Source organism: Hydrogenophaga electricum (assembly GCF_030160815.1).
Taxonomy (GTDB): Bacteria; Pseudomonadota; Gammaproteobacteria; order Burkholderiales; family Burkholderiaceae_C; genus Hydrogenophaga; species Hydrogenophaga electricum.
Genome location: NZ_BSPB01000006.1, coordinates 53,620 through 75,623 on the forward strand (window position 1 = coordinate 53,620; position 22,004 = coordinate 75,623).

The following is a 22,004-nucleotide window of genomic DNA, read 5'->3' on the forward strand; positions in this document are numbered from 1 at the left end:
GAAGTGGAAGAAAAGGCGAAGGGAGGGAAACGGGTTCAGGCCGGATCGAACACCTTGCCCGGGTTGAGCAGGTGCAGCGGGTCGAGGGCCTGCTTGATCGCGCGCATGACCGCCAGTTCGGCGGGATTGCGGCTGGCGTGCAGGAAGGGCTTTTTGTGCAGGCCGATGCCGTGTTCGGCCGAGATGCTGCCACCGGCCTGCGCGACCAGGGCGTAGACGATGGCCTCGACCGCGTGCTCGGCCTCGTCGAAGTTCAGGCCACCGAGCGATCGGGCGTCGGTGCTCAGGTGCAGGTTGCCGTCGCCGAGATGGCCAAAGCGCAGCGATCGCTGCCCGGGCCAGCGTTCGCTCAGGGCGTCCACGCAGCGGTCGGCGAAGCGGCCCAACTGGTCGAGTGGCAGGCTGATGTCGAAGTTGATGGGCGCGAGGTGGGTCGGGAATTCGGCCGTGACCTCCCGCAGGCGCCACAGGCTGGCTGCCTGGGCGCGGGACTGTGCGATCACGGCATCGCGGACCAGGCCTTCTTCCAGCGCCTGGCCGAGCACGGCTTCGAGCGCTTCGGTCAGGGCGGGCTCGTCGTTGCCGCTCAGATCGGTGAGCACCAGCAAGGGGTGGCTCTGCGCCAACGGCGCCGGGGTCCGCGTCCAGCGCAGCGCGTGGTCGAGGAAGTCCTGCCACATCAGTTCGAAAGCGGCCACACCGCCGGGGCAGTGTGTCTGCAGCCGGCGCAGCAGGCGCAGGGCGCTGTCGCAGTCGGCCACGGCCGCGAGCGCGGTGGCGCGCGCCCGGGGGGCGGGATGCAGGCGCAGCAGCGCGCGTGTGATGACGCCCAGCGTGCCCTCGGCCCCGATGAAGTGCTGCTTGAGGTCGTAGCCGGTGTTGTTCTTGACCAGCGGGCGCATCATGTCCAGCACCGTGCCATCGGCCAGCACCACTTCCAGGCCCAGGGTCTGCTCGCGCATCATGCCGAACTGCACCACGCCATTGCCGCCGGCATTGGTCGACAAGGTGCCGCCGATCTGGCACGAGCCGCGGGCGCCCAGGTCGACGCCCAGCAGGCAGCCGGCTTCCTGGGCCGCTTCCTGCGCCGCCTGCAGGGTGGCGCCGGCCTGCACGGTGAGGGTGCGGGCGTCGGCATGGACCGCTTCGATCGCGTTCATGCGGTCCAGCGACAGGGCCACGGCCCCGGCCGAAGGCACGGCGGCGCCCGCCAGGCCGGTGAGGCCGCCCTGGGGCACCACCGGCACCCGGTGGGCGTGGCAGGCGCGCAGCACCGCCGACACCTGGGCCGTGCTGGCCGGACGCAGCAGCGCCAGCGGCGCCTGGGGCGGGGTGCCGCTCCAGTCGGCATGGTGGCGTTCCGGGATGGCGTTGCCCAAGGAAAGACCTTCGGGACCGACGGTGTCGGTCAGGGCGGCCAGGAATTCAGGGTTCAGGACAGGCATGGATCTGTGACCAGGGTGTGAAGCGCAGTATGAAAGTGCCTGGTCACGAGCACCAATACCATCTGCTCTTTCAATCCATAGGCTCGGACCTATGCCTGTCGATCCGGGGCAGCCTTCCCTGGAGCACGCGCCGTTCGATGAGGTCGGAAATGGTGTCGTGCAGACACTGGCGCGTCGCGTCGGCGGCCGGGGTGAGCGGCGTGCCGGCGGGCCAGGCAATGGACTGGATGCGGTTGAGCGGCGGGTCGGTGATGTCCAGCGACTGCACACCGTGGCGCCCGTCGGCGGCGGCGAACGCGTTGCAGGGCAGCACGGCCTGGGCCAGGCCGCCGCGCACCAGGGCGCGGGTGAGGTCGGCGTCGTTGACCTCGTAACGCACGTTCAGGCTGCGTTTGCGGGCGTTGGCCACGCGCTCGATGAGTTTGCGCTGGTCGTGGTGGCGATCGGCCGCGACCAGCGGGCGGTCGCCGATGTCGTCGAAGCGGATGCGCCGCTGGCCGCGGGCAAAGCTGCCGCGGGCGCCGAAGAGGCAGAAGTGCTCTTCGTAGACCGGCTCGCTCAGCAGGCTCGGCAGCTCGAAGGCGTTGGGCATCAGGGCCAGGTCGACGCTGCGGGCCTCGACCACCTGGCGCATCTGGTGCGACAGGCCGGTGACGACAAACACCCGCACGTCGGGATAGCGGGCTTCCATGGCCCGGTACAGCGGCGCGATCACCACAGCGGCGATGGAGCCGTCCATGCCCAGCCTGACTTCGCCCCGGGGCAGGCCCTGCACCGCCGCGACCTCGTCGGGCAGGTGGTCGAGCTGGCGCAGGATGGCGCTGGCACGGTCGAACAGGCGCTGCCCGGCGGGGGTGAGGGTGACCCCCCGGGCGTGGCGTTTGAGCAGGGGAACGCCCAGTTCCTCCTCGATGGCCGCCATGTGCTGGCTCAGCGAGGGCTGGGCGATGTGCAGCGCGGCCGCGGCCTGGCTGATGCTGCCCGAGCGGGCGATGGCGACGAAGTAGCGCAGTTGCCGGGGGCTCATCGGCTGTCGTCGCCTGCCGGGAGTCAGAGTGCGGTGCGCAGCCGCCAGATCTCGGGGAACAGCACCACGTCGAGCATCTTGCGCAGGTAGCTCACGCCGCCCGTGCCACCGGTGCCGCGCTTGAAGCCGATGACCCGCTCGACCGTGGTCAGGTGGCGGAAGCGCCAGAGGCGGAAGGCGTCTTCGAGGTCGGTGAGTTCTTCAGCCAATTGGTACAGGTCCCAGTGCGCCTTGGGGTCGCGGTAGACCTGCAGCCAGGCCTGTTCCACACCATCGTCGTCGGCGTAAGGCTGGGTCCAGTCGCGCTGCGTGTGGCTCGCCGGCACCGCGATGCCGCGCCGTGCCAGCAGGCGCAGGCATTCGTCGTACAGAGAGGGGGCCTCGTAAGCCGTCTGCACGCGGGCCAGGCGTTCGGCGCTGTGCTCGTGCGGCTTGAGCATGGCGGCGTTTTTGTTGCCCAGGCTGAATTCGATGCAGCGGTACTGGAAGCTCTGGAAGCCGCTGGAGCGGCCCAGATAGGGGCGGATGGCGCTGTACTCGGGCGGCGTCATGGTGGCCAGCACGTCCCAGGCGTGCACCAGCTGTTCCATGATGCGGCTGACCCGTGCCAGCTGTTTGAATGCCGGGTTGAGGTCGTCCGTGGCGATGTGGCGGATGGCGGCGGTGAGCTCGTGCAGCATGAGCTTCATCCACAGTTCGCTGGTCTGGTGCTGCACGATGAAGAGCAGTTCGTCGTGCGCGGGCGACAGGGGTTTCTGCGCTTCGAGGATGGCGTCGAGCTGCAGGTAGTCGCCGTAGCTCATGTCGCGGCTGAAATCGAGCTGCGCCTTTTCTTCTTGGACGATGTGTTCGGGCGTGGTCATGGCGGTCGGGGGTCAGGAAAGGGCGCGCAGCACGGCGCGCACCGGGCTGGCGTCGGCGGTGGTGAGCTTCAGGGGCAGGGCGATGAGTTCGTAGTCGCCCTCGGGCACGTCGTCGAGCACGAGGTTTTCGAGTACGCGCAGGCCCCGGCGGCGGATCACCTGGTGGCTGGGCAGCTGTTTGCTGCTGGCCGGATCGATGCTGGCGGTGTCGATGCCGATCAGCAACACGCCCAGGTCGGCCAGGCGCTCCACGGTCTCGGGCGCGTAGGCGGTCAGCGCGTCGTCCCACCGGTCGACCGGCATGCGTGCACAGGTGCGCACCAGCACACGCGGTGGCAGCGCCGCAGGGCGGGTGTCGATGGCGTGGGCGATGTGCTGCCATGCGATCAGCGCACCGCAGCCGATGGCGTGGATCACGCGGCACGGGCCCAGGAACGGAGCCAGTGCAAGCGCCCCCACGGGCGCACCGTCGGCGTCGTAGTGCAGCGGGGCATCGGCGTGGGCGCCGACGTGCGGCGATAGCGTGATCGCGCTCACGTTCACCGGGCAGCCCGGGCCGATGGTGGCGCCCCAGGTCTGGCTGTAGGGGGTGTCTCCGGGAAACACCGGGCTGCCGGCGTGCACCGGCGGCGAGATGTCCCAGATCGGGCGGGCGGCCTCAGGCATGGGGCGCGGGAATCATGGCGTAGGCCACGATCTCGATCTTCATGCCCGGCACCACCAGGCCGGCGACGGCCGCGCTCGACCGGTTGGGCCAGGGCGCTTCGAAGAATTCGCGGTACACGGCGTCGATGGCGGGCATGTCCTGCACGTCCGTCATGTAGATCAGCACCTGCGTGACGTCGGCCAGTGTGCCGCCTGCGGCCTGCACCGCGCGCTGCAGGTTGGCGAAGGTCAGGCGGGCCTGGTCTTTGACCGGGCCGGTGTCAATGCTGCCGTCGCTGCGCACGGGGCCGTGGGCGGTGAACAGCATGCCGGCCGATTTCACGGCCCAGGAGAACGGCTGCTTGAGGGGCGGCAGGCCGACGTCGATCACTTCTTTCATGGGCAGATTCCTTGCATATCCGATGCCAGCCTGGGCCGGGTGCGGTCAGTTCATCACCGCGGCCATGGCCTCGGCCACGCGCTCGACGTTGCGGCGCGACAGGCCCGACATGCACATCCGGCCCGAGCGCACGAGGTACACACCGTGCTGCTCGCGCAGCGTGTCGACCTGGGCCTCGTTCAGGCCGGTGTAGCTGAACATGCCGCGCTGGGTCAGGAAGTAGCCAAAGTCGCGCTGATCGCCAAAGCGGGCCTGCAGCACCGCGTGCAGGCGGGTGCGCATGTCCTTGATGCGCTCGCGCATGGCGGCCAGCTCCTGCTCCCACAGGGTGCGCAACTCGCCGGACTGCAGCACGGTGGTGATGACCCGTTCGCCATAGGTGGGCGGCGACGAGTAGTTGCGCCGCACGGTGGCCTTGAGCTGGCCCAGCACGGTCTGGGCCGCTGCCGCATCGCTGCAGACCACGCTCAGGCCGCCGCAGCGCTCGCCGTAGAGCGAGAAGTTCTTGGAGAACGAGTTGGCCACGAAGAACTGGGCGCCGGCATCGGCCAGGGCGCGCACGGCCCAGGCATCGTCATCGAGGCCGTCGCCGAAGCCCTGGTAGGCCATGTCGATGAAGGGGATCAGGCCGCCTTCGATCAGCACCGGAATCAGTTGCTGCCACTGCCCGCGCGTGAGGTCCACGCCGGTGGGGTTGTGGCAGCTGGCGTGCAGCAGCACCACGCTGCCGCGCGGCAGGCCGCGCAGGCTGGCCAGCATCGCGTCGACGTCGAGCTGGCCGGTGGCGGCGTCGTAGTAGGGGTAGGTGCGGACGGCAAAACCCGCGCCTTCGAACAGCGCGTGGTGGTTTTCCCAGGTCGGGTCGCTGACCCACACGCCGGCTTCGGGGAAGTAGCGGCGGATGAAGTCGGCACCGACCTTGAGCGCGCCCGAGCCGCCGAGCGACTGGATGGTGGCGATGCGGCCGCTGGCCACCGCTTCGTGCGCCGCGCCAAACACCAGTTTCTGCACCGCCGCACGGTAGTCGGCCGCCCCTTCCATCGGCAGGTAGGAACGTGGCCCGATGGCCTGGGCCAGCGCGGTTTCGGCCCGGCGCACCGATTCGAGCACCGGCAGGCGACCCTCTTCGTCGAAGTACAGGCCGATGCTCAGGCTCACCTTGTCGGTGCGCGGATCCTTCTGGAAGTCTTCCATCAGGCTGAGGATAGGGTCGCCCCCGTAGGCGGGCACGTGGCTGAACAGGGAAGAGACAGGCTGCGTCATGGTGTCGAGGTCGAAGAATCGGAAAGTGCGCAAATTCTAGAAAGCCCGCCCGATAGCGGTAAGTTCTATTTGCCATTTCTTCAAAAAAAGAATAATTTCATTCAAAAATCAACTTGAAACGGAAAACTTATGCCCGTTGAGCGCGATGCCACCGATCTCCGGCTGATGCAGGCCCTGCAGGACAACGCCCGCCTGACCTCGGGCGAGCTGGCCGACGTGGCGCACCTGTCGCAGTCGCCGAGCTGGCGGCGCGTGCGCCGGCTGGAAGACAGCGGGCTCATCCAGGGTTACCACGCGCGCCTGAGCCGCCAGGGGTTGGGTTATGGCGTGATGGCGTTCGTGATGGTCACCATCGACCACCAGAACGAAGCCAGTTCGGTGGAGTTCGAGCAGGCGGTGATGGCGATCCCCGAAGTGGTGCTGTTTCACGGCATCTCGGGGCCGCAGGACTTCATCCTCGTGGTCGTCGCGTCCGATCTGGGGGCGTATTCCGCGCTGCTGCAGAACAAGCTGCACCGCCTGCCGCGCGTGCGGCATGTGCACACCTATTTCTCGTTACAGGAATTCAAGGGTGCGGTGGGGCCTTTGCCGATACCGCCGGGGTAGGCCCGGGCACACGGCTGGCGAGGGCATGGGCCGGCACCGGCCCCCGTTGGAATTTCCTTGATGTGGCGCAAATGAGAAGTCATCGCATTCTCTACAGTGCGGTTTTTCCTTTTCCGGAGATGCCCCATGACCGATGCCTCGCTGGTGCTGCCGGCGCCCCTGGCCCAGGCGAGCCCCGGGCCGGTGAGCGACACCGGTCTTGATACCTGGCCGCTGCACCAGCCGGCCGTGCTGGTGCGCCTGGCGGCCGACCCCGACGGCACGCAGGCGGGCACCCTGCGCCGTCTGGCCGAGGTCGGGTGCCTTCCTGGGGAGACCTTGCGGGTGGTCTCGCGTGGCTGGCTCCGGGGCGGTCCGGTGGCGGTGCGCGTGGGGCAGGCCACTTTTGCCCTGCGGGCGCACGAAGCCGCCCTGCTGCGGGTGCGGCCCGTGTCTTCGTCGCAGGGCTGACCATGGATACCCCCGTTCCCCGCCTGGCCTTGCTGGGCCAGCCCAACTGCGGCAAGACCGCCCTGTTCAACCGGCTGACCGGCGCGCGCCAGAAAGTGGCCAACTACGCCGGCGTCACCGTCGAGCGCAAGACCGGGTGGCTGACCACCCCGGCCGGCCGCCGCGCCCAGGTGATCGATCTGCCCGGCACCTACAGCTTGGCGCCCCTGAGCCAGGACGAAGCGGTGACCCGCGATCTGCTCACCGGTCGCCTGGCGGGCGAGGCGCCGCCCGATCTGCTGGTGTGCGTGGTCGACGCCACCCATCTGCAGTTGCATCTGCGGCTGGTGCTGGAAGCGCGCGCGCTGGGGCTGCCGATGCTGCTGGTGCTCAACATGGCCGACGTGGCTGCGGCGCAGGGCGTGCGCATCGACACCGCCCGCCTGGCCGAGCGTCTGGGCCTGCCCGTCGTCACGGCCGTGGGGGTGCAGCGGCACGGCGCCCAGGCCCTGCTGGCGCAGATTGACGATGTGCTGGCTCACGCGGTGGCGCCGCACCCCGAAGGGGTGGCCGATCAGATCCCCGATCCGGCCGAACTGCACCGCCAGGTGCGTGCGCTGCTGGCCGATGCGGTGCACACCCCGGTGCAGCGCTGGGCGCTGAGCGACCGGGTCGACCGCTGGGTGCTGCATCCGGTCTGGGGCTATGTGGGGCTCGCGGCGCTGCTTTTTCTCATGTTCCAGGCGGTGTTTGCCTGGGCTGCCTGGCCCATGGAGGCGCTGGACACCGGCATGGCGGCACTGGGCGAATGGGTGGGCACGCGCCTGGCCGACGGGCCGCTGCGCAGCCTGCTGGTCGACGGCGTGATCGCTGGCGTCGGGGGCGTGCTGGTATTTCTGCCGCAGATCCTCATCCTGTTTCTGTTCATCTTCGTGCTCGAAGACTCGGGCTATCTGCCGCGCGCGGCCTTCCTGATGGACCGGCTGATGGGCACCGTGGGGCTTTCGGGCCGCTCGTTCATCCCGCTGCTGTCGAGCTTTGCCTGCGCGGTGCCGGGCGTCATGGCCACGCGCACCATCGGGCACTGGCGCGACCGCTGGCTCACCATCCTGGTGGCGCCGCTGATGACCTGCTCGGCGCGGCTGCCGGTGTACGCGCTGCTGATCGGGGCCTTCGTGCCCCGGCGCAGCGTGGCCGGCGTGTTCAACCTGCAGGGGGTGGTGCTGTTCGGCCTTTACGCGCTGGGCATCCTGAGCGCGATGGGTGTGGCCTTCGCCGTCTCGCGGCGCACGGGGGGCGGTGCCCGCACGCCCCTGCTCATGGAACTGCCGGCTTACCGCCTGCCCCATCTGCGCAACATCGCGCGCGGCCTGTGGGAGCGCACCACGATCTTCCTGCGGCGGGTGGGGGGCGTCATCCTGGCGCTGATGGTGCTGCTCTGGTTCCTGTCGAGCTACCCGGCGCCGCCCGCTGGCTTCACCGGGGCGCCCATCGAAGTGAGCTGGGCCGGGCGGCTGGGGCACCTGCTGGCGCCGCTGTTCGCGCCGCTTGGTTTCGACTGGCGCATCGTGGTGGCGCTGATTCCGGCCATGGCGGCGCGCGAGGTGGTGGTGGCCGCGCTCGGGACGGTTTACGCCCTCAGCGCCAGCGGCGACCAGGTCGCCGACGCGCTGGGTGGGCTGATCGGCAGCCAGTGGTCATTGGCGACGGCGCTGTCGCTGCTGGTGTGGTTTGTCTATGCGCCGCAGTGCGTGGCCACGCTGGCTGCGATCCGGCGCGAGGCGGGCGGCTGGCGCCACGCCGCGGTCGTTGCCGTGTATCTGTTCGCCTTGGCGTACGGCGCGTCGTGGCTCACCTACCGGCTGGCGCTGGCCTGGGGCGCGGCATGAGCGCGCAGGGCCTGGTGGTGGGGGTGTGCGTCGTGGCCGCGCTGGGGTACCTGCTGTACCCGGCCTGGCGGCGCTGGCGCGCGCGGCGGTCGTTGGCGAACCCGCCGGCACCGGCGTCATCGCCCGCTTGTGGGGCTTGTCAGGGCTGCGGCCACCGCGGCGGCTGTCACTGAGCCGGTGCGAGCGGCGGCAGGCGCACCACCAGCACCTTGAGCGCGCGGTCGGGCGAAGCGTCGGCGAACGCGGGCGGGTTGGGCAGGCGCTGCTCGATCAGCAGCTCGGGGGCTTGGGCCGCCAGGTGTTCATGCAGGAACGCCTCGGGGATTTCGGGTGCGTTCAGACAGAGCAGGGCCCGGCCGCCGGGCTTGAGCAGGTCCGGCAGGCGGCGCAGCAGGCGGGGCCAGTCCTTGTTGGCCACGAAGCTGCCCTTCTGGTAGCTCGGCGGGTCGGCCACCACGAGGTCGTAAGGCCCCATGCGCGTGACCTTGCCCCAGGAGCTGAACAGGTCGTGGGCGAGGAATTTGGCGCCACTGGTAAACCCGTTGAGCGGGTGGTTCTGCTGGCCGGTGGCCAGCGCGCCCTGCGCCATGTCGATGTTGATGACCTCCCGCGCACCGCCTTGCAACGCGGCGACGGAAAAGGCGCAGGTGTAGGCAAACAGGTTCAACACCTTGGCGTTTTGCGCGTGGGCGCGCACCCAGCGCCGGCCTTCGGCCATGTCGAGGAACAGACCGTGGTTCTGGCCGCGCTGCACCTGCACGCGGTAACGCGCGCCGTCTTCGGTGACGGTGTGCGGTTCGGGCACCGTGCCGGCCATCAGGGTGGTGACAGGGCGGCTGACCGGGCCGTCGGGCTGGCGACGTTGGAACACCCAGTTCAGCGGCTGCTCCGGTGCGAGTTGCGCCTGCCGCGCGGCGAGCGCCTCGGCGATGCGCTGCGTCTCTTCGTCCGTCGCCTCGCCGAACTTGGTCAGCAGCCAGACCGGCGCGAACCAGTCCAGCGCCCAGTCCTCGCAGCCAGGGAACAGGCCGCCGCGGCCGTGGAAGAGGCGTTGGGCGTCGGGGCCGGGCGTGGCCCGGGCAATGGCATCGAGCAGGGCTTGCATGGTCAGAAGAAAGGGGGGGCGTCTGCCAGCGGCGCCAGCCCGTGGCGGCGCCGTGCGGAAGCGCAGGCGTCGCTGCCTTCCTCAAATTCGCGGCAGGGGTTGGGGCGCCACTCGTAGATGCCGCAAGTGGCTTTTTCGCCGACCTTGCCAGAGAGCGCCGCGCAGCGCGGACGCCCGTGGTCGGTGCCCCGCAGGCGCACCGTGCCCTCGGTCACCGGCACCCACAGGCCGTCGGGTACCGTACCGCCTTCGGACTGCGTCTCGAAAACCGAGAAGTCGACGCGGAAGCTGGCGCAGCAGGCGCCGCAGGTGGTGCAGGCGCTCACGGCTGCGCAGCGCGGGCCAGCGCGGCGATGCGCCGGAGCAGGCGCTGGCGAATGAGGCCGCTGACTGGGCGGATGGCGTACCAGTAGGGCGCAAAACGGCGCCGTTGCAGAGCATTGGGGCAGTGCACGCGGGGGTGGGTCACCAGCTGGCAGCGGTGCGCTGCCAGCGGTTGCACGCCGACGGTCAGCACCAGCCGCGGCTGGTCGGTCAGGGCCATGAACGCGGCGGCATCGGCCAAGGGGAGCAGGCCGTAGTCCAGTTGCCAGAAGCGACCGGCCAGGCCGAACGCGACCTCGCGCCCCGGTGTTTCGCCGAGCCACTGAAAGCTGTGGAAGCCGAAGGGCTGGGGGGGCAGGGCGTTGCGGGAAAGGCCCAGCGCCCGCAGCAGGCGGCCAGGCACTTCGCGCAGCGCTATGGCGCGCGCGATCAGCGGGTCTTCAGCGCTGAGGCCGGGCACGATGCTGGCGTAGGCCTGCGCGGGCGAGACGCCGTCCAGCACCAGCGCATGCCGCTCACCGAATTGCCACTCGGGCAGCAGGCGGTTCATCAGCTCCATGCAACCCGCCGGATGCCATCAGGCCAGGCGGCCCAGCAGCAGGTATTCCATCAGCGCCTTCTGCACGTGCATGCGGTTCTCGGCCTCGTCCCAGACCACGCTCTGCGCGCCGTCGATGACCTCGGCGGTCACTTCCTCGCCGCGGTGGGCGGGCAGGCAGTGCATGAACAGCGCGTCGGGTTGGGCCACGGCCATCATGGCCTCGTCCACGCACCACTGCTTGAACGCCGTGCGGCGGACTTCGTTTTCGGCCTCGTAGCCCATGCTGGTCCACACGTCGGTGGTCACCAGGTCGGCGCCGCGGCAGGCTTCCTTGGGGTCGCTGAAGACCTTGTAGCAGGCGGGGTTGCCGATGCCGGCGAGCTTCGTGTCGACTTCGTAGCCGCTGGGCGTGCTCACGTGCACGGTGAAGCCCAGCAGTTCGGCTGCCTGCAGCCAGGTGTTGGCCATGTTGTTGCCGTCGCCGACCCAGGCGACCACCTTGCCTTGGAGCGCGTCGAGCGGGTTGCCGCTGGCGGCCGGGCGGTATTCGACCAGGGTGAACAGGTCGGCCAGGATCTGGCAGGGGTGGAATTCGTTGGTCAGGCCGTTGATGACGGGCACGCGCGAGTATTCGGCGAACTTCTCGATCTTGTCCTGCCCGAAGGTGCGGATCATCACGATGTCGACCATGCGGCTGATCACGCGGGCGCTGTCTTCAATGGGCTCGGCGCGGCCGAGCTGGCTGTCGCCGGTGGTCAGGTGCACCACCGAGCCGCCCATCTGGTACATGCCGGCCTCGAAGCTCACGCGGGTGCGCGTGCTGGCCTTCTCGAAGATCATGGCCAGCGTGCGGTCCGGGTCGGCAAAGGGCTGGTACTTCTCCACGGCCTTGAACTTGGCCTTGATGAACGCGGCGCGGCGCAACAGATAGCCGTATTCGTCGGCGCTGAAATCCTTGAACTGCAGGTAGTGGCGGATGGGCATGGCGAGGACTCGTCGATCAGGGGTGGGAGCGGCACCGGGCGAAATGCCCGCACGGCGCCGGCTTCACCGGGCCGCTGCGGCCCGGGGCTTTATTCCGCGAGGAAGGCGTCGATGAGGGGCAGCAGCTTGCCGAGGATTTCGTCGGCTTCGGCCATGCTGATGATCAGCGCCGGCACCAGACGGATCACGTTGTCGGCGGTGACCGACAGCAGCAGACCGGCGTCGGCCGCGCGCTGCGTGATCACGCCGCAAGGCTTGGTCAGCTCGATGCCGATCATCAGGCCCTGGCCGCGCACTTCCTTCACGCCCGGCTTGCCCAGCAGGGCGGTGCTCAGGCGGGTCAGCAGATGCTGGCCGACACGGGCTGCATTGGCCAGCAACTCCTCGTCTTCCATGATACGGATGGTCTCCACGCCCGCGCGCATGGCCAGCGGGTTGCCGCCGAAGGTGGTGCCGTGGTTGCCGGGCTGGAAGATGTTCGCCGCCTTGGGGCCCGCGACCACCGCGCCGATCGGCACGCCCGAGCCCAGACCCTTGGCCAGCGGCATCACGTCGGGCACGATCCCGGCCCACTGGTGCGCAAACCACTTGCCGGTGCGGCCCATGCCGCACTGCACTTCGTCGATCATCATCAGCCAGTCGCGCTGATCGCACAGCTGGCGCAGTTGCTGCAGGTACTCGACGCGCATCGGGTTGATGCCGCCTTCGCCCTGGATGGTCTCGAAGAACACGGCCACCACGTTCGGATTGCCTTCCGTGGCCTTCTTCAAAGCGGCGATGTCGTTGGCCGGCACGCGGACGAAACCTTCCACCAGGGGGCCGAAGCCGGCCTGCACCTTGGGGTTGCCGGTGGCGCTGAGCGTGGCGATGGAGCGGCCATGGAAGGCCTTTTCGTAGACGACGATTTCCGGGCGCTCGATGCCCTTGTCGTGCCCGTACTTGCGCGCCAGCTTCAGCGCGGCTTCGTTGGCTTCCAGACCGGTGGAGCAGAAAAACACGTTGCTCATGCCCGAGCGCTCCACCAGCATCTGGGCCAGCGCTTCCTGGCCGGGCACGTGGTAGTAGTTGCAGCAGTGGATCATGTTGGCGATCTGGTCCTGCAGCGCCTTGACCAGGCGCGGGTGGCCATGGCCCAGGGTGTTGACGGCGATACCGGCCAGCGCGTCCAGGTATTCCTTGCCGTTGACATCCCATACACGCAGGCCGCGCCCATGCGACATCGCGATCGGCAGGCGACCGTAGGTGTTCATCACGTGGGGGGATGCGGGGGCGGTGGACACGGCGGCGTTCATGGAAAGATCTCCGGAAGGAAGGGCCAAAAACAAAGCGGCTCAACGCAGGTTGAGCCGTTGAAAGGCGATTTTAGGCGCAGCGCCGGGCACGATCATTGCTGTTATCGCATCGCTGTCATGCCCGTTGGCCGGTGTGGCCCCAGCGCCAGGATGACCATGCCATACTGGCTTGACACCGGCATGACGGGGCTGCAGTGGGCTCGGGAAAACCCGGGGTCAAGTCTTATATAAGATAGAATTCTGCCATCCGCAACGACCTTTCATCCCTTGGTTGCCTGTCGGAAACCGACCCACACGCGCCCTCTACCCGAAGGCTTCTCACCCCATGGCCCACCCCTCAGCGAAACAGGTGTTCATCAAGGGCGTCACCCGCAGCGGGCGCACGTTCCGGCCCTCCGACTGGGCCGAACGCCTGGCCGGGGTGATGAGCCAGTTTCGTCCCGGCGGCACCAAGGCCGCCCTGGGAGGGCACATCGCCTATTCGCCCTGGTGCGTGCCCACCGTGCTCGATGGGGTGAAGGTCGTCATCGTCCACCGCGACCTGCGTGACGCCGAGCCCATGGCCTGGGACTTCGTCATGAACTTTGCCAAAGACAACGAACTGCAGGTTGAAGAAGGCCAGGCCGATGCGGCCTGACGCGCCGGTTGCGGCGCACCACCGTGTGCCGGGTAAGGGGTTCTCGTTGCTCAGGGTGGTCGCGTTCTGCGCCATGGCGTTGAGTCTGGGTGCCTGCCGCTCGCTGGGCACCGGGTACCGCTTCGTGGGCGCCGAGGAATGGCGCTCCTATATGGCTGCTGACCGTTTCCTGGCGGAGGAGGCGGTACGCCATGGGTCGGCGGGTCTGGACCGGCCGCTGGTGCCGATCAAGGTGATTGCGCCGGATTACCCGAATTGGATTGCCCGAGAGCATCAGGGGGATGTCCTGGTCGCTGTCGTCATCGAGAGCGATGGCACCGTGGGTTCGGCCACTGCGCGGCCCGAGGACAACCCGGTGCTGGCCCAGTTGCTGACCGACGCGGTGAAACAGTGGCGTTTTGAGCCGATCACGAAGGCGGGGCAGCCTACTCGGCTTAGGCTGCGGGTGCCATTCTCTTTCCGGCGGAGCTGATGGCCTGACAGCCTGGCTTGGGAACTGGCCGGGCTATGCTGGCATCTGGATTCCTTTGCACTCACGACACCGTCCAAGCCACCATGCCCACACCGCACCACCTGTTCCTCGTTGCCTCCACCCGCGAACCCGGTCACATGGGCAATACCGAATGGCTCGCGCGCCAGGCCGCAGCCCATCTGCCCGCAGACGCCGCCCAGACCTGGGTGCACCTGGCACGCGCCGGCATGCCCGAGTTCGTCGACCAGCGCCACACCGCCGGCAGCTACCCCCTGCCCGAAACTGGCAGCGTGATGCGCCAGTTGCTGGACCAGACCCTGGCCTGCACCGATCTTGTCTTCGTCGCCCCCGTCTACTGGTTCAGTTTTCCGTCCACGCTCAAGGCCTACCTGGATCACTGGAGCGCCTGGCTGCGCGTGCCGGGGCTGGACTTCAAGGCACAGATGAGCGGCAAGCGCCTGTGGCTCATCACCACCAACGGCGAGCGCGCGAAGGCGCAACCCATGATCGATTCGACCGCGCTGTGCGCCAGGTTCCTCGACATGTCCATGGCCGGCGTGCTGTGGGGGAAGGGTGGGGCGCCGGAGGCGGTGCGGTCCGACGCTGCAGCGGTCGCCGCAGCGAACCAATTTTTCGCAGGCTGAATCAGACCTGTCACCCATCCCGCGCGCAACGGGCTTTGTCCGGGCTCAATGGCCACCGGAGACCCGAACCGGGCCGGGCGCCGTTGCCATGGCATGGCGACCTTTTGCATCCACCACAGCCCAGAAGAAGATGGCCAGTCCGCCCGCTGACAGTGCTGCTCCGACCCAGCCGGTGGATGTCCAGCCGAGGCCGGCGCTGATGGCCAGGCCCCCGAGCCAGGCGCCCAGAGCGTTGGCGACGTTGAAGGCCGAGTGGTGCAGGGCGGCGGCCAGCACCTGCGCATCGCCAGCCACATCCATCAAACGGATCTGCAAGGCGGGGCCGATGGCCACAATCGTGCCGATCAGGAGCACGTTGATGGCGCCCGCCACGGGGTGGCGTGCTGTGAAGGTGTAGGCCACGAGGACGGCGATGGCCCACACCAGCATGCCGCCAGCGGTGGGCATCAAGGCGCGATCAGCCAGCCTGGAGCCCAGCACGTTGCCCGCCACCATGCCCACGCCAAACAGGGCCAGCACGATGGGGATGCCATTCAATGGCATGCCAGCCACTTCGAGCATGGTCGGTTTGACATAGCTGAACACCGAAAACAGGCCGCCAAAACCGATGGCGCCGATGCCCAGGGTCAGCCACACCTGTTTGTTGCGCAGCGCACCCAGCTCGCGTATCGGGCTGGCGCCTGGTGGAGCGGGCAGCACGGGCAGCGCTTGCCGGACCATCACCGCCGCCAGCAGGGCGATCGCGCCGACCAGGACGAAAGCGCTGCGCCAGCCGAAGTGCTGGCCGAGCCAGGTGGCGAGCGGCACGCCTGCCAGCGTGGCCACGGTCAGGCCGGTCATCACGAGGCCCACCGCACGGGCTCTCTGCCCCGGAGGAGCCAGCGATGCCGCCACGAGGGCGGCCACACCGAAATAGGTGCCATGCGGCATACCCGCCACGAAGCGCAGCAGGTTGAGCGACACATAACCAGGTGCCGCGGCACTGGCGAAGTTGCCCAGGGCAAAGACCAGCATCAGGGCCATCAGCAGGGTCCGCCGTTCCCAGGTGGCTGCGGCCACGGCCAGCACGGGCGCTCCGAACACGACGCCCATCGCATAGGCGCTGATCACGTGGCCGGCCTGGGGGATGGTGACCCCGATGTTCTGCGCCACTTCGGGCAAGAGGCCCATGATGACGAACTCACCGGTGCCGATGGCGAAAGCGCCGAGAGCCATCGCCACGATGGCCCAGCCGCTGTGGAATGAAGAAGACGAGGAGCCGGAGGAGGCAGGGGCGTTCACGTTCAGGCGGCTGCTGGACAGCCCAGAAGGGGGTCGCCGATGTTGGCATGGGCTGTCTGAAGGCGTAAAAAAACCAAGGGAAAACCCTTGGTTTCAAGAGGTTGCCAGCGAGCCGGCCAGGGGGCTGCGCTGGCGAGGTGGTCAGGAGAAGAAATCCTTGGCCTTCTCGAACCAGCCTTTGTCGTTCGGGCTGTGCTTGTGGCCACCTTTCTTGAACGATTCGTCCAGTTCCTTGAGCAGCTTGCGCTGGTGTTCGGTCAGCTTCACCGGCGTTTCCACCGCCACGTGGCAGTACAGGTCGCCGGGGTAGCTGCTGCGCACGCCCTTGACGCCCTTGCCGCGCAGGCGGAAGGTCTTGCCGCTCTGGGTGCCTTCGGGCAAGTCGATGGTGGCTTTGCCTTGCAGCGTGGGCACATCGATCTCGCCGCCCAGGGCCGCTGTGGTCATGCTCACCGGCACCTGGCAGTGCAGGTCATCGCCCTCGCGTTCGAAGATCTCGTGCTTGCGCAGGCGGATCTCGATGTAGAGGTCGCCGGCCGGGCCGCCGTTCTGGCCCGGTTCGCCGTTGCCGGTGGAGCGGATGCGCTGGCCGTCGTCGATACCCGCGGGGATCTTGATCTCCAGCGTCTTCTGCTTCTTGATCTTGCCCTGGCCGTGGCAGGTGCCGCAGAGGTCGGGAATGATCTTGCCACTGCCGTGGCAGTGGGGGCAGGTCTGTTGCACGCTGAAGAAGCCCTGGCGCATCTGCACGACGCCCTGGCCGTGGCAGGTGGAGCAGGTCTTGGCGCTGGTGCCGGGCTTGGCGCCGCTGCCGCTGCAGGTTTCGCAGTCTTCCCAGGAGGGGATGCGGATCTGTGTTTCCTTGCCCTGGGCGGCTTCCTCAAGCGAAATTTCCATCGCGTAGGAGAGGTCGGCGCCGCGGTAGACCTGGCGCCCACCGCCGCCCCGGCGGGAGCCGCCGAAGATGTCCCCGAAGATGTCGCCAAAGGCTTCGCCGAAACCGGCAAAACCTTCGGTACCGGGTCCGCCGGGGCCGCGCATGTTCGGGTCGACGCCGGCGTGGCCGTACTGGTCGTACGCCGCTTTCTTCTGCGGGTCCGACAGCATCTCGTAGGCCTCTTTGACCTCCTTGAATTTCTCTTCGGCCTCCTTGGCGGCATCACCCTGGTTGCGGTCCGGGTGGTACTTCATCGCCAGCTTGCGGTAGGCCTTCTTGATCTCGTCGTCGGAGGCGTTCTTGGGCACGCCCAGCACTTCGTAAAAGTCGCGTTTGGCCATGGTCGTCTTGCGTGGTGCGTGAGGGGGTTGCGATTGAGCGCGAACGCCGCGTCAGGTTGCCCCGACGCGGCGGTGGTTGGTCAGCCGGGGCGGCCGATCAGCCCTTCTTCACTTCCTTGACTTCGGCGTCCACGATGTCGTCGTCTTGGGCATTGGACGAGGCACCGGCGCTGGCCTGTTCGGCACCACCGGCGGCACCCGCCGTGGCAGCGGCTTCTGCCTGGGACGCGGCGTAGACCTTCTCGCCCAGCTTCTGGCTGGCGGTCATCAGGGCCTCGGTCTTGGCGTCGATGGCGGCCTTGTCGTCGCCCTTGATGGCTTCTTCCAGGTCCTTGACCGCGGACTCGATGGCCTCCTTCTCGGACGCTTCGAGCTTGTCGCCGTGTTCGCCCAGGCTCTTCTTGACACTGTGCACAGAGGCTTCGGCCTGGTTGCGGGCCTGCACCAGCTCGACCTTCTTGTGGTCTTCGGCGGCGTTCAGCTCGGCGTCCTTGACCATCTGCTGGATCTCGGCTTCGGACAGGCCGGAGTTGGCCTTGATGGTGATCTTGTTTTCCTTGCCGGTGCCCTTGTCCTTGGCGCCCACGTGCAGGATGCCGTTGGCGTCGATGTCGAAGGTCACTTCGATCTGCGGCATGCCGCGCGGTGCGCTGGGGATGCCTTCCAGGTTGAACTCGCCCAGGGCCTTGTTGCCGGCGGCGATTTCGCGCTCACCCTGGAACACCTTGATGGTCACGGCCGGCTGGTTGTCCTCGGCGGTCGAGAAGACCTGCGAGAACTTGGTCGGGATCGTGGTGTTCTTCTGGATCATCTTGGTCATGACACCGCCCATGGTCTCGATACCGAGCGACAGCGGGGTCACGTCCAGCAGCAGTACGTCCTTGCGGTCGCCGGAGAGCACCTGGCCCTGGATGGCGGCGCCGACGGCCACGGCTTCGTCGGGGTTGACGTCGCGGCGCGGTTCCTTGCCGAAGAATTCCTTGACCTTGTCCTGCACCTTGGGCATGCGGGTCTGGCCGCCGACCAAGATCACGTCGTCGATGTCACCGACGCTGATGCCGGCGTCCTTGATGGCGGTGCGGCAGGGGGCGATGGAGCGCTCGATCAGCTCTTCCACCAGGGCTTCCAGCTTGGCGCGGGTCAGCTTGATGTTCAGGTGCTTGGGGCCCGTGGCATCGGCCGTGATGTAGGGCAGGTTGATGTCGGTCGCGGCCGAGCTGGACAGCTCGATCTTGGCCTTTTCGGCGGCTTCCTTCAGGCGCTGCAGGGCCAGCACGTCCTTGGACAGGTCCACGCCCTGTTCCTTCTTGAACTCGCCGATGATGAAGTCGATGATGCGCTGGTCGAAGTCTTCACCGCCCAGGAAGGTATCGCCGTTGGTCGACAGCACTTCGAACTGCTTCTCGCCATCGACGTCGGCGATTTCGATGATGGACACGTCGAAGGTGCCACCGCCCAGGTCGTACACGGCGATCTTGCGGTCGCCCTTTTCGCTCTTGTCCAGGCCGAAGGCCAGGGCCGCGGCGGTCGGTTCGTTGATGATGCGTTTGACGTCCAGGCCTGCGATGCGGCCGGCGTCCTTGGTGGCCTGGCGCTGCGCGTCGTTGAAGTAGGCCGGCACCGTGATCACGGCTTCGGTCACGGGCTCGCCCAGATAGTCCTCGGCGGTCTTCTTCATCTTGCGCAGGATGTCGGCCGAGACCTGCTGGGCCGACAGCTTCTTGCCGCGCACTTCCACCCAGGCGTCGCCGTTGTCGGCGGGCACGATGGAATAGGGCATCAGGTCGATGTCCTTCTGCACTTCCTTTTCGGTGAACTTGCGGCCGATCAGGCGCTTGATCGCGTACAGCGTGTTCTTCGGGTTGGTCACGGCCTGGCGCTTGGCGGATGCGCCGACCAGCACCTCGCCGTCTTCCTGGTAGGCCACGATCGAGGGCGTGGTGCGTGCACCTTCGCTGTTCTCGATCACCTTGGTGGTGTTGCCTTCCATGATGGACACGCAGCTGTTGGTCGTGCCCAGGTCAATGCCGATGATTTTTCCCATGATGTGTGGCTCCTGCGAAAGGAATGTTTGAATTGTTGAAGAGGTGTGGATAACTCTGGGGATTTCAAGTGGGCAGTCTGTGCGGACCGGCCACGAAAGCCCCTTTTTTATTTGGGTGCGGCGACGGTGACCAGGGCTGGGCGCAACACGCGCTCGGCGATCAGGTAGCCCTTTTGCAGCACATTGACGACCGTGTTGGTTTCCTGGTCGGCCGGGACCATGCTGATGGCCTGGTGCTGGTGCGGATCGAATTTGCTGCCCTGCTCGGGCGCGATGGCCACCACCTTGTTGCGCGCCAGCGCGCTTTGCAACTGCTTGAGCGTGGCTTCGGCACCTTCGCGCACCTGCTGAACGGTCGCTTCCTGCACGGCCAGGCCGGCTTCGAGGCTGTCGAGCACGGGCAGCAGGCTTTCGGCAAAGCTCTCCAGCGCGAACTTGCGGGCCTTGGCGATTTCGTCGTCGGCGCGGCGGCGGGCGTTTTCAGATTCTGCTTTGGCCCGCAGGTACTGGTCGGCCAGGTCGGCGTTCTTCGCCTTCAGGTCGGCCAACTCGTTGGTCAGCGCGGCCAGCGCATCGGCTTCACCGATGGCTGCCTGGGGCTCGGCGGCGCTGCCAGCGGCCTGGGGCGCGGTGGCGGACGGATCGATGGTGGGCGTGGTTCCCTCGGCTGGCGTGTTTTCTGGGCTCATGGGCGGTTCGGATGGTGCGGTGGCTTTGAACCACCGGTTGAAGACAGACATGATCGAGTGCCGGCAAGGGCCGACAACCTCCCGTGCGCGCTACTTGGGGGCATCGGCACGGAATTCAAGAGGCGGCCGCAAGGCGTTCAGCCCGCCGGGCGACAATGCGGGCTTTTGAGAACCCAACCCGCAGGAGACGACCCGATGAAACTGATCCGCCATGGCCTTCGCGGCGCTGAAAAACCCGGTCTGATCGATGCCAGCGGCACGCTGCGCGACCTCTCGGGCGTGGTGCCGGACATTGCCGGCACCGTGCTGGGACGCGATTCTATGCGCCGTCTGGCCGCGCTGGACCCGGCCGCGCTGCCGGCGTTGCCGACCGACACGCGCCTGGGCGCCTGTGTGGGGGCGGTGGGCAACGTGGTGTGTATCGGGCTCAACTACGCGGACCACGCGGCCGAGGCCGGCCTGAAAGCGCCGGGCCAGCCCATCGTGTTCAACAAGCACAGCGGTGCCATCAGCGGCCCGGCCGACGAGGTGTGGCTGGCGCCGGGCTCTACCAAGCTGGACTGGGAGGTCGAGCTGGGGGTGGTCATCGGCGAACCCGCGTTCCGGATCAGCGAGGCCGAGGCCCTGGACGTGGTGGCGGGCTACTGCCTGGTCAATGACGTGTCCGAACGCGCCTACCAGATCGAGTACGAAGGTCAGTGGACCAAGGGCAAGAGCTACCCCACCCACTGTCCCATCGGCCCCTGGCTGGTCACGCCCGATGAACTGGGTGATCCGCAGGCCGTGGACCTGTGGCTGGACGTGAACGGCCAGCGCCGCCAGACCGGCAGCACCCGCACCATGATCTTCGGCGTGGCCCGGATCGTCAGCTACCTCAGCCAGTTCATGGCCCTGCAGCCGGGCGACGTGATCCCCACCGGCACGCCGCCGGGCGTGGGCATGGGGCAGAAACCGCCGGTGTTCCTGCAGGTGGGCGACGTGATCACGCTGGGTGGTGCCGGCCTGGGGCAGCAGCGCCAGACCGTGGTGCCCACGCCCGGGCGCTGAGCGCTGTTTGGCCCGGCCGGCGTGGCGTCAGGCGCGGGCCTGGGCACCCAGGGCCGCGTGCACGGCAGGGCTGCTGGAGCGGGCCTGCTGCTGCGACCACTTGTGGGCGAAGGGCCGCACTTCGGCCAGCCGCCGCGCGAGCTCGGCCCCTTGCGAGGTGAGGCGGTAGCCGTCGCCGCCGTGGTCCAGCAGCCGCGCGGCGCGCAACTGCTTGAGGCGGGTGTTGAGGGTGTTGGGCGTGACGCCGCCCACACTGTCCTGCAGCAGCCGGAAAGTCTGGGGATGCCCGTCGCTCAGGGCCCAGATCACGCGCATGGCATAGCGCGATTCCAGCAGGTTGAACAACTGGCTCACGGCCGCCTGGTCTTTGGAATGCATGGATGTCTCCTGTCCGGCCCGCTTTCTTGTGTTCCGGTGCAGGCCTGCATGCAATATACGACCAAGCAGCGCCAGTCGCTAGCACTTTGCTAGCTGCGTTGGCATGGCGTGTGTGGCGGCAATGCCAAGGCTCCGGGCTTTCCCGGATTGCATGGCCGTGGACTCAGGCGCGGTAGACGCGGCGCAGCAGCGACTTGAGCGTGTCGAGCTCTTCGTCCGAGAGCCGGCTGCCCACATCGGATTCGAGCTGGGTTGCGGTGAGTTGCGCGTTCTTCTGCAGCCGCTTGCCGGCGGGCGAGAGGTGCAGGCCCTGGGCGCGCCGGTCGGTGGGGTGCGGGCGCCGCTCGATCAGGCCGCGCTGGTCCAGCGACTTGATCATGCCGACCAGATTCGGCGGCAGGATGTCCAGCGCCGCACAGACCTGGCGCGAGGTGATGCCCGGGTTGTGCGCGATCAGGGTGAGCACCGAAAAGTCGACCGGGCGCAGGCCGTAGGGGGCCATGCGGCGCAGGAACACGGTGATGACCGCCAGCGCCGCCCGCCGGGCGTTGTAGCCGAGCAGGGTTTCAAGGTAGGACGTGTCGATACCGGTGCCGGCCTCTGCCGCCACCGCTTCGGGGGCGACGGCGGCTTTGCGCGGGCCCCGGGGGCGGCGCAGGGTGTTGGCAACGGATGGGGCGGTCATGGCGCAAGCATAACGGGTGGCATCGGCGTTGCCGCC

The 22,004-nt window shown here is 67.9% G+C and carries 24 protein-coding genes; 7 read left to right on the forward strand and 17 right to left on the reverse strand.

The window, feature by feature from the left end:
- Positions 1-35: 35 nt before the first annotated feature.
- The 6 genes from QQK43_RS05945 to QQK43_RS05970 form a co-directional block, all read right to left on the reverse strand.
- Positions 36-1,445 (reverse strand): FAD-binding oxidoreductase, encoded by a 1,410-nt coding sequence (locus QQK43_RS05945; protein WP_284307068.1) that lies wholly within the window; start codon positions 1,443-1,445, stop codon positions 36-38.
- 70 nt (positions 1,446-1,515) lie between these two features.
- Entirely contained in the window at positions 1,516-2,472 is a 957-nt protein-coding gene (locus QQK43_RS05950) for a LysR family transcriptional regulator (protein WP_234263573.1), read from the reverse strand.
- 23 nt (positions 2,473-2,495) lie between these two features.
- Positions 2,496-3,335: a tryptophan 2,3-dioxygenase gene (kynA, locus tag QQK43_RS05955; RefSeq protein ID WP_234263571.1), complete on the reverse strand. Its 840-nt coding sequence runs from the start codon at positions 3,333-3,335 to the stop codon at positions 2,496-2,498.
- A 12-nt stretch (positions 3,336-3,347) separates the two neighbouring features.
- Entirely contained in the window at positions 3,348-4,001 is a 654-nt protein-coding gene (kynB, locus tag QQK43_RS05960; RefSeq protein WP_284307069.1) for an arylformamidase, read from the reverse strand.
- On the reverse strand, positions 3,994-4,380 hold the full coding sequence (locus tag QQK43_RS05965) for a RidA family protein (protein WP_284307070.1): 387 nt from the start codon (positions 4,378-4,380) through the stop codon (positions 3,994-3,996). Before QQK43_RS05965 ends, kynB begins: the two co-directional genes overlap by 8 nt.
- A 45-nt stretch (positions 4,381-4,425) precedes the next feature.
- The gene (locus tag QQK43_RS05970) at positions 4,426-5,622 is read right to left on the reverse strand and encodes an amino acid aminotransferase (RefSeq protein ID WP_284307135.1); all 1,197 of its coding nucleotides are present in this window, start codon (positions 5,620-5,622) and stop codon (positions 4,426-4,428) included.
- A 150-nt stretch (positions 5,623-5,772) separates the two neighbouring features.
- On the opposite strand from QQK43_RS05970, the gene QQK43_RS05975 reads away from it, so the two are divergent.
- The 3 genes from QQK43_RS05975 (at position 5,773) to feoB (ending at position 8,567) form a co-directional block, all read left to right on the forward strand.
- Complete coding sequence (locus tag QQK43_RS05975; RefSeq protein WP_234263566.1) at positions 5,773-6,249, forward strand: Lrp/AsnC family transcriptional regulator; 477 nt, start codon at positions 5,773-5,775, stop codon at positions 6,247-6,249.
- 126 nt (positions 6,250-6,375) lie between these two features.
- Entirely contained in the window at positions 6,376-6,699 is a 324-nt protein-coding gene (locus QQK43_RS05980) for a FeoA family protein (RefSeq protein ID WP_284307071.1), read from the forward strand.
- Positions 6,700-6,701: 2 nt separating this feature from the next.
- Positions 6,702-8,567: a ferrous iron transport protein B gene (gene feoB, locus QQK43_RS05985; RefSeq protein WP_234263563.1), complete on the forward strand. Its 1,866-nt coding sequence runs from the start codon at positions 6,702-6,704 to the stop codon at positions 8,565-8,567.
- A gap of 166 nt (positions 8,568-8,733) precedes the next feature.
- Here the strand turns inward: feoB and QQK43_RS05990 are convergent, their stop codons facing one another.
- The 5 genes from QQK43_RS05990 to QQK43_RS06010 all read right to left on the reverse strand — a co-directional run bounded on the left by QQK43_RS05990 (position 8,734) and on the right by QQK43_RS06010 (position 12,813).
- Entirely contained in the window at positions 8,734-9,672 is a 939-nt protein-coding gene (locus QQK43_RS05990) for a class I SAM-dependent methyltransferase (RefSeq protein WP_284307072.1), read from the reverse strand.
- A 2-nt stretch (positions 9,673-9,674) separates the two neighbouring features.
- Positions 9,675-9,998 carry a YkgJ family cysteine cluster protein gene (locus QQK43_RS05995; protein ID WP_284307073.1) on the reverse strand — a complete coding sequence of 108 codons (324 nt, stop codon included), beginning with the start codon at positions 9,996-9,998 and terminating at the stop codon, positions 9,675-9,677.
- The gene (locus tag QQK43_RS06000; RefSeq protein ID WP_284307074.1) at positions 9,995-10,555 is read right to left on the reverse strand and encodes a hypothetical protein; all 561 of its coding nucleotides are present in this window, start codon (positions 10,553-10,555) and stop codon (positions 9,995-9,997) included. Before QQK43_RS06000 ends, QQK43_RS05995 begins: the two co-directional genes overlap by 4 nt.
- A gap of 18 nt (positions 10,556-10,573) precedes the next feature.
- Complete coding sequence (gene argF, locus QQK43_RS06005; RefSeq protein ID WP_284307075.1) at positions 10,574-11,521, reverse strand: ornithine carbamoyltransferase; 948 nt, start codon at positions 11,519-11,521, stop codon at positions 10,574-10,576.
- A gap of 89 nt (positions 11,522-11,610) precedes the next feature.
- Complete coding sequence (locus QQK43_RS06010; protein ID WP_234263558.1) at positions 11,611-12,813, reverse strand: aspartate aminotransferase family protein; 1,203 nt, start codon at positions 12,811-12,813, stop codon at positions 11,611-11,613.
- A 325-nt stretch (positions 12,814-13,138) separates the two neighbouring features.
- Here QQK43_RS06010 and QQK43_RS06015 point away from each other — a divergent pair, with 325 nt between their 5' ends.
- From QQK43_RS06015 to QQK43_RS06025, 3 genes are all read left to right on the forward strand, one after another.
- Positions 13,139-13,450 (forward strand): DUF3579 domain-containing protein, encoded by a 312-nt coding sequence (locus QQK43_RS06015; RefSeq protein WP_234263557.1) that lies wholly within the window; start codon positions 13,139-13,141, stop codon positions 13,448-13,450.
- Positions 13,451-13,523: 73 nt separating this feature from the next.
- Positions 13,524-13,922 (forward strand): energy transducer TonB, encoded by a 399-nt coding sequence (locus QQK43_RS06020; RefSeq protein ID WP_284307076.1) that lies wholly within the window; start codon positions 13,524-13,526, stop codon positions 13,920-13,922.
- A gap of 83 nt (positions 13,923-14,005) precedes the next feature.
- Positions 14,006-14,566 carry an NAD(P)H-dependent oxidoreductase gene (locus QQK43_RS06025; protein ID WP_284307077.1) on the forward strand — a complete coding sequence of 187 codons (561 nt, stop codon included), beginning with the start codon at positions 14,006-14,008 and terminating at the stop codon, positions 14,564-14,566.
- Positions 14,567-14,611: 45 nt separating this feature from the next.
- Here the strand turns inward: QQK43_RS06025 and QQK43_RS06030 are convergent, their stop codons facing one another.
- The 4 genes from QQK43_RS06030 to grpE form a co-directional block, all read right to left on the reverse strand.
- Positions 14,612-15,853, reverse strand: a complete 1,242-nt coding sequence (locus tag QQK43_RS06030; protein WP_370465228.1) for an MFS transporter — start codon at positions 15,851-15,853, stop codon at positions 14,612-14,614.
- 135 nt (positions 15,854-15,988) lie between these two features.
- On the reverse strand, positions 15,989-17,125 hold the full coding sequence (gene dnaJ, locus QQK43_RS06035; RefSeq protein WP_284307079.1) for a molecular chaperone DnaJ: 1,137 nt from the start codon (positions 17,123-17,125) through the stop codon (positions 15,989-15,991).
- A 97-nt stretch (positions 17,126-17,222) separates the two neighbouring features.
- Positions 17,223-19,202: a molecular chaperone DnaK gene (gene dnaK, locus QQK43_RS06040; RefSeq protein ID WP_284307136.1), complete on the reverse strand. Its 1,980-nt coding sequence runs from the start codon at positions 19,200-19,202 to the stop codon at positions 17,223-17,225.
- Between the two features lie 74 nt (positions 19,203-19,276).
- Positions 19,277-19,858 carry a nucleotide exchange factor GrpE gene (gene grpE / locus QQK43_RS06045; protein ID WP_284307080.1) on the reverse strand — a complete coding sequence of 194 codons (582 nt, stop codon included), beginning with the start codon at positions 19,856-19,858 and terminating at the stop codon, positions 19,277-19,279.
- A gap of 195 nt (positions 19,859-20,053) precedes the next feature.
- On the opposite strand from grpE, the gene QQK43_RS06050 reads away from it, so the two are divergent.
- Positions 20,054-20,905 (forward strand): fumarylacetoacetate hydrolase family protein, encoded by an 852-nt coding sequence (locus QQK43_RS06050; RefSeq protein ID WP_234263548.1) that lies wholly within the window; start codon positions 20,054-20,056, stop codon positions 20,903-20,905.
- A gap of 27 nt (positions 20,906-20,932) precedes the next feature.
- Here the strand turns inward: QQK43_RS06050 and QQK43_RS06055 are convergent, their stop codons facing one another.
- Together QQK43_RS06055 and QQK43_RS06060 are read right to left on the reverse strand one after the other, a co-directional pair.
- Positions 20,933-21,283 carry a winged helix-turn-helix transcriptional regulator gene (locus QQK43_RS06055; RefSeq protein WP_234263547.1) on the reverse strand — a complete coding sequence of 117 codons (351 nt, stop codon included), beginning with the start codon at positions 21,281-21,283 and terminating at the stop codon, positions 20,933-20,935.
- Between the two features lie 163 nt (positions 21,284-21,446).
- Positions 21,447-21,968, reverse strand: a complete 522-nt coding sequence (locus QQK43_RS06060) for a MarR family winged helix-turn-helix transcriptional regulator (RefSeq protein ID WP_284307081.1) — start codon at positions 21,966-21,968, stop codon at positions 21,447-21,449.
- Between the last annotated feature and the right edge of the window lie 36 nt (positions 21,969-22,004).

Coding starts and splice junctions, on each gene's coding strand:
- QQK43_RS05990 (WP_284307072.1), bottom strand. CDS start 9,672: ATGCAAGCCCTGCTCGATGCCATTGCCCGGGCCACGCCCGGCCCCGAC.
- argF (WP_284307075.1), bottom strand. CDS start 11,521: ATGCCCATCCGCCACTACCTGCAGTTCAAGGATTTCAGCGCCGACGAA.
- QQK43_RS06010 (WP_234263558.1), bottom strand. CDS start 12,813: ATGAACGCCGCCGTGTCCACCGCCCCCGCATCCCCCCACGTGATGAAC.
- QQK43_RS06060 (WP_284307081.1), bottom strand. CDS start 21,968: ATGACCGCCCCATCCGTTGCCAACACCCTGCGCCGCCCCCGGGGCCCG.
- QQK43_RS06025 (WP_284307077.1), top strand. CDS start 14,006: ATGCCCACACCGCACCACCTGTTCCTCGTTGCCTCCACCCGCGAACCC.
- dnaJ (WP_284307079.1), bottom strand. CDS start 17,125: ATGGCCAAACGCGACTTTTACGAAGTGCTGGGCGTGCCCAAGAACGCC.
- QQK43_RS06000 (WP_284307074.1), bottom strand. CDS start 10,555: ATGGAGCTGATGAACCGCCTGCTGCCCGAGTGGCAATTCGGTGAGCGG.
- QQK43_RS05975 (WP_234263566.1), top strand. CDS start 5,773: ATGCCCGTTGAGCGCGATGCCACCGATCTCCGGCTGATGCAGGCCCTG.
- QQK43_RS05945 (WP_284307068.1), bottom strand. CDS start 1,445: ATGCCTGTCCTGAACCCTGAATTCCTGGCCGCCCTGACCGACACCGTC.
- QQK43_RS05965 (WP_284307070.1), bottom strand. CDS start 4,380: ATGAAAGAAGTGATCGACGTCGGCCTGCCGCCCCTCAAGCAGCCGTTC.
- QQK43_RS05950 (WP_234263573.1), bottom strand. CDS start 2,472: ATGAGCCCCCGGCAACTGCGCTACTTCGTCGCCATCGCCCGCTCGGGC.
- QQK43_RS06055 (WP_234263547.1), bottom strand. CDS start 21,283: ATGCATTCCAAAGACCAGGCGGCCGTGAGCCAGTTGTTCAACCTGCTG.
- QQK43_RS06050 (WP_234263548.1), top strand. CDS start 20,054: ATGAAACTGATCCGCCATGGCCTTCGCGGCGCTGAAAAACCCGGTCTG.
- QQK43_RS06020 (WP_284307076.1), top strand. CDS start 13,524: ATGGCGTTGAGTCTGGGTGCCTGCCGCTCGCTGGGCACCGGGTACCGC.
- feoB (WP_234263563.1), top strand. CDS start 6,702: ATGGATACCCCCGTTCCCCGCCTGGCCTTGCTGGGCCAGCCCAACTGC.
- kynB (WP_284307069.1), bottom strand. CDS start 4,001: ATGCCTGAGGCCGCCCGCCCGATCTGGGACATCTCGCCGCCGGTGCAC.
- grpE (WP_284307080.1), bottom strand. CDS start 19,858: ATGAGCCCAGAAAACACGCCAGCCGAGGGAACCACGCCCACCATCGAT.
- QQK43_RS06015 (WP_234263557.1), top strand. CDS start 13,139: ATGGCCCACCCCTCAGCGAAACAGGTGTTCATCAAGGGCGTCACCCGC.
- QQK43_RS05980 (WP_284307071.1), top strand. CDS start 6,376: ATGACCGATGCCTCGCTGGTGCTGCCGGCGCCCCTGGCCCAGGCGAGC.
- kynA (WP_234263571.1), bottom strand. CDS start 3,335: ATGACCACGCCCGAACACATCGTCCAAGAAGAAAAGGCGCAGCTCGAT.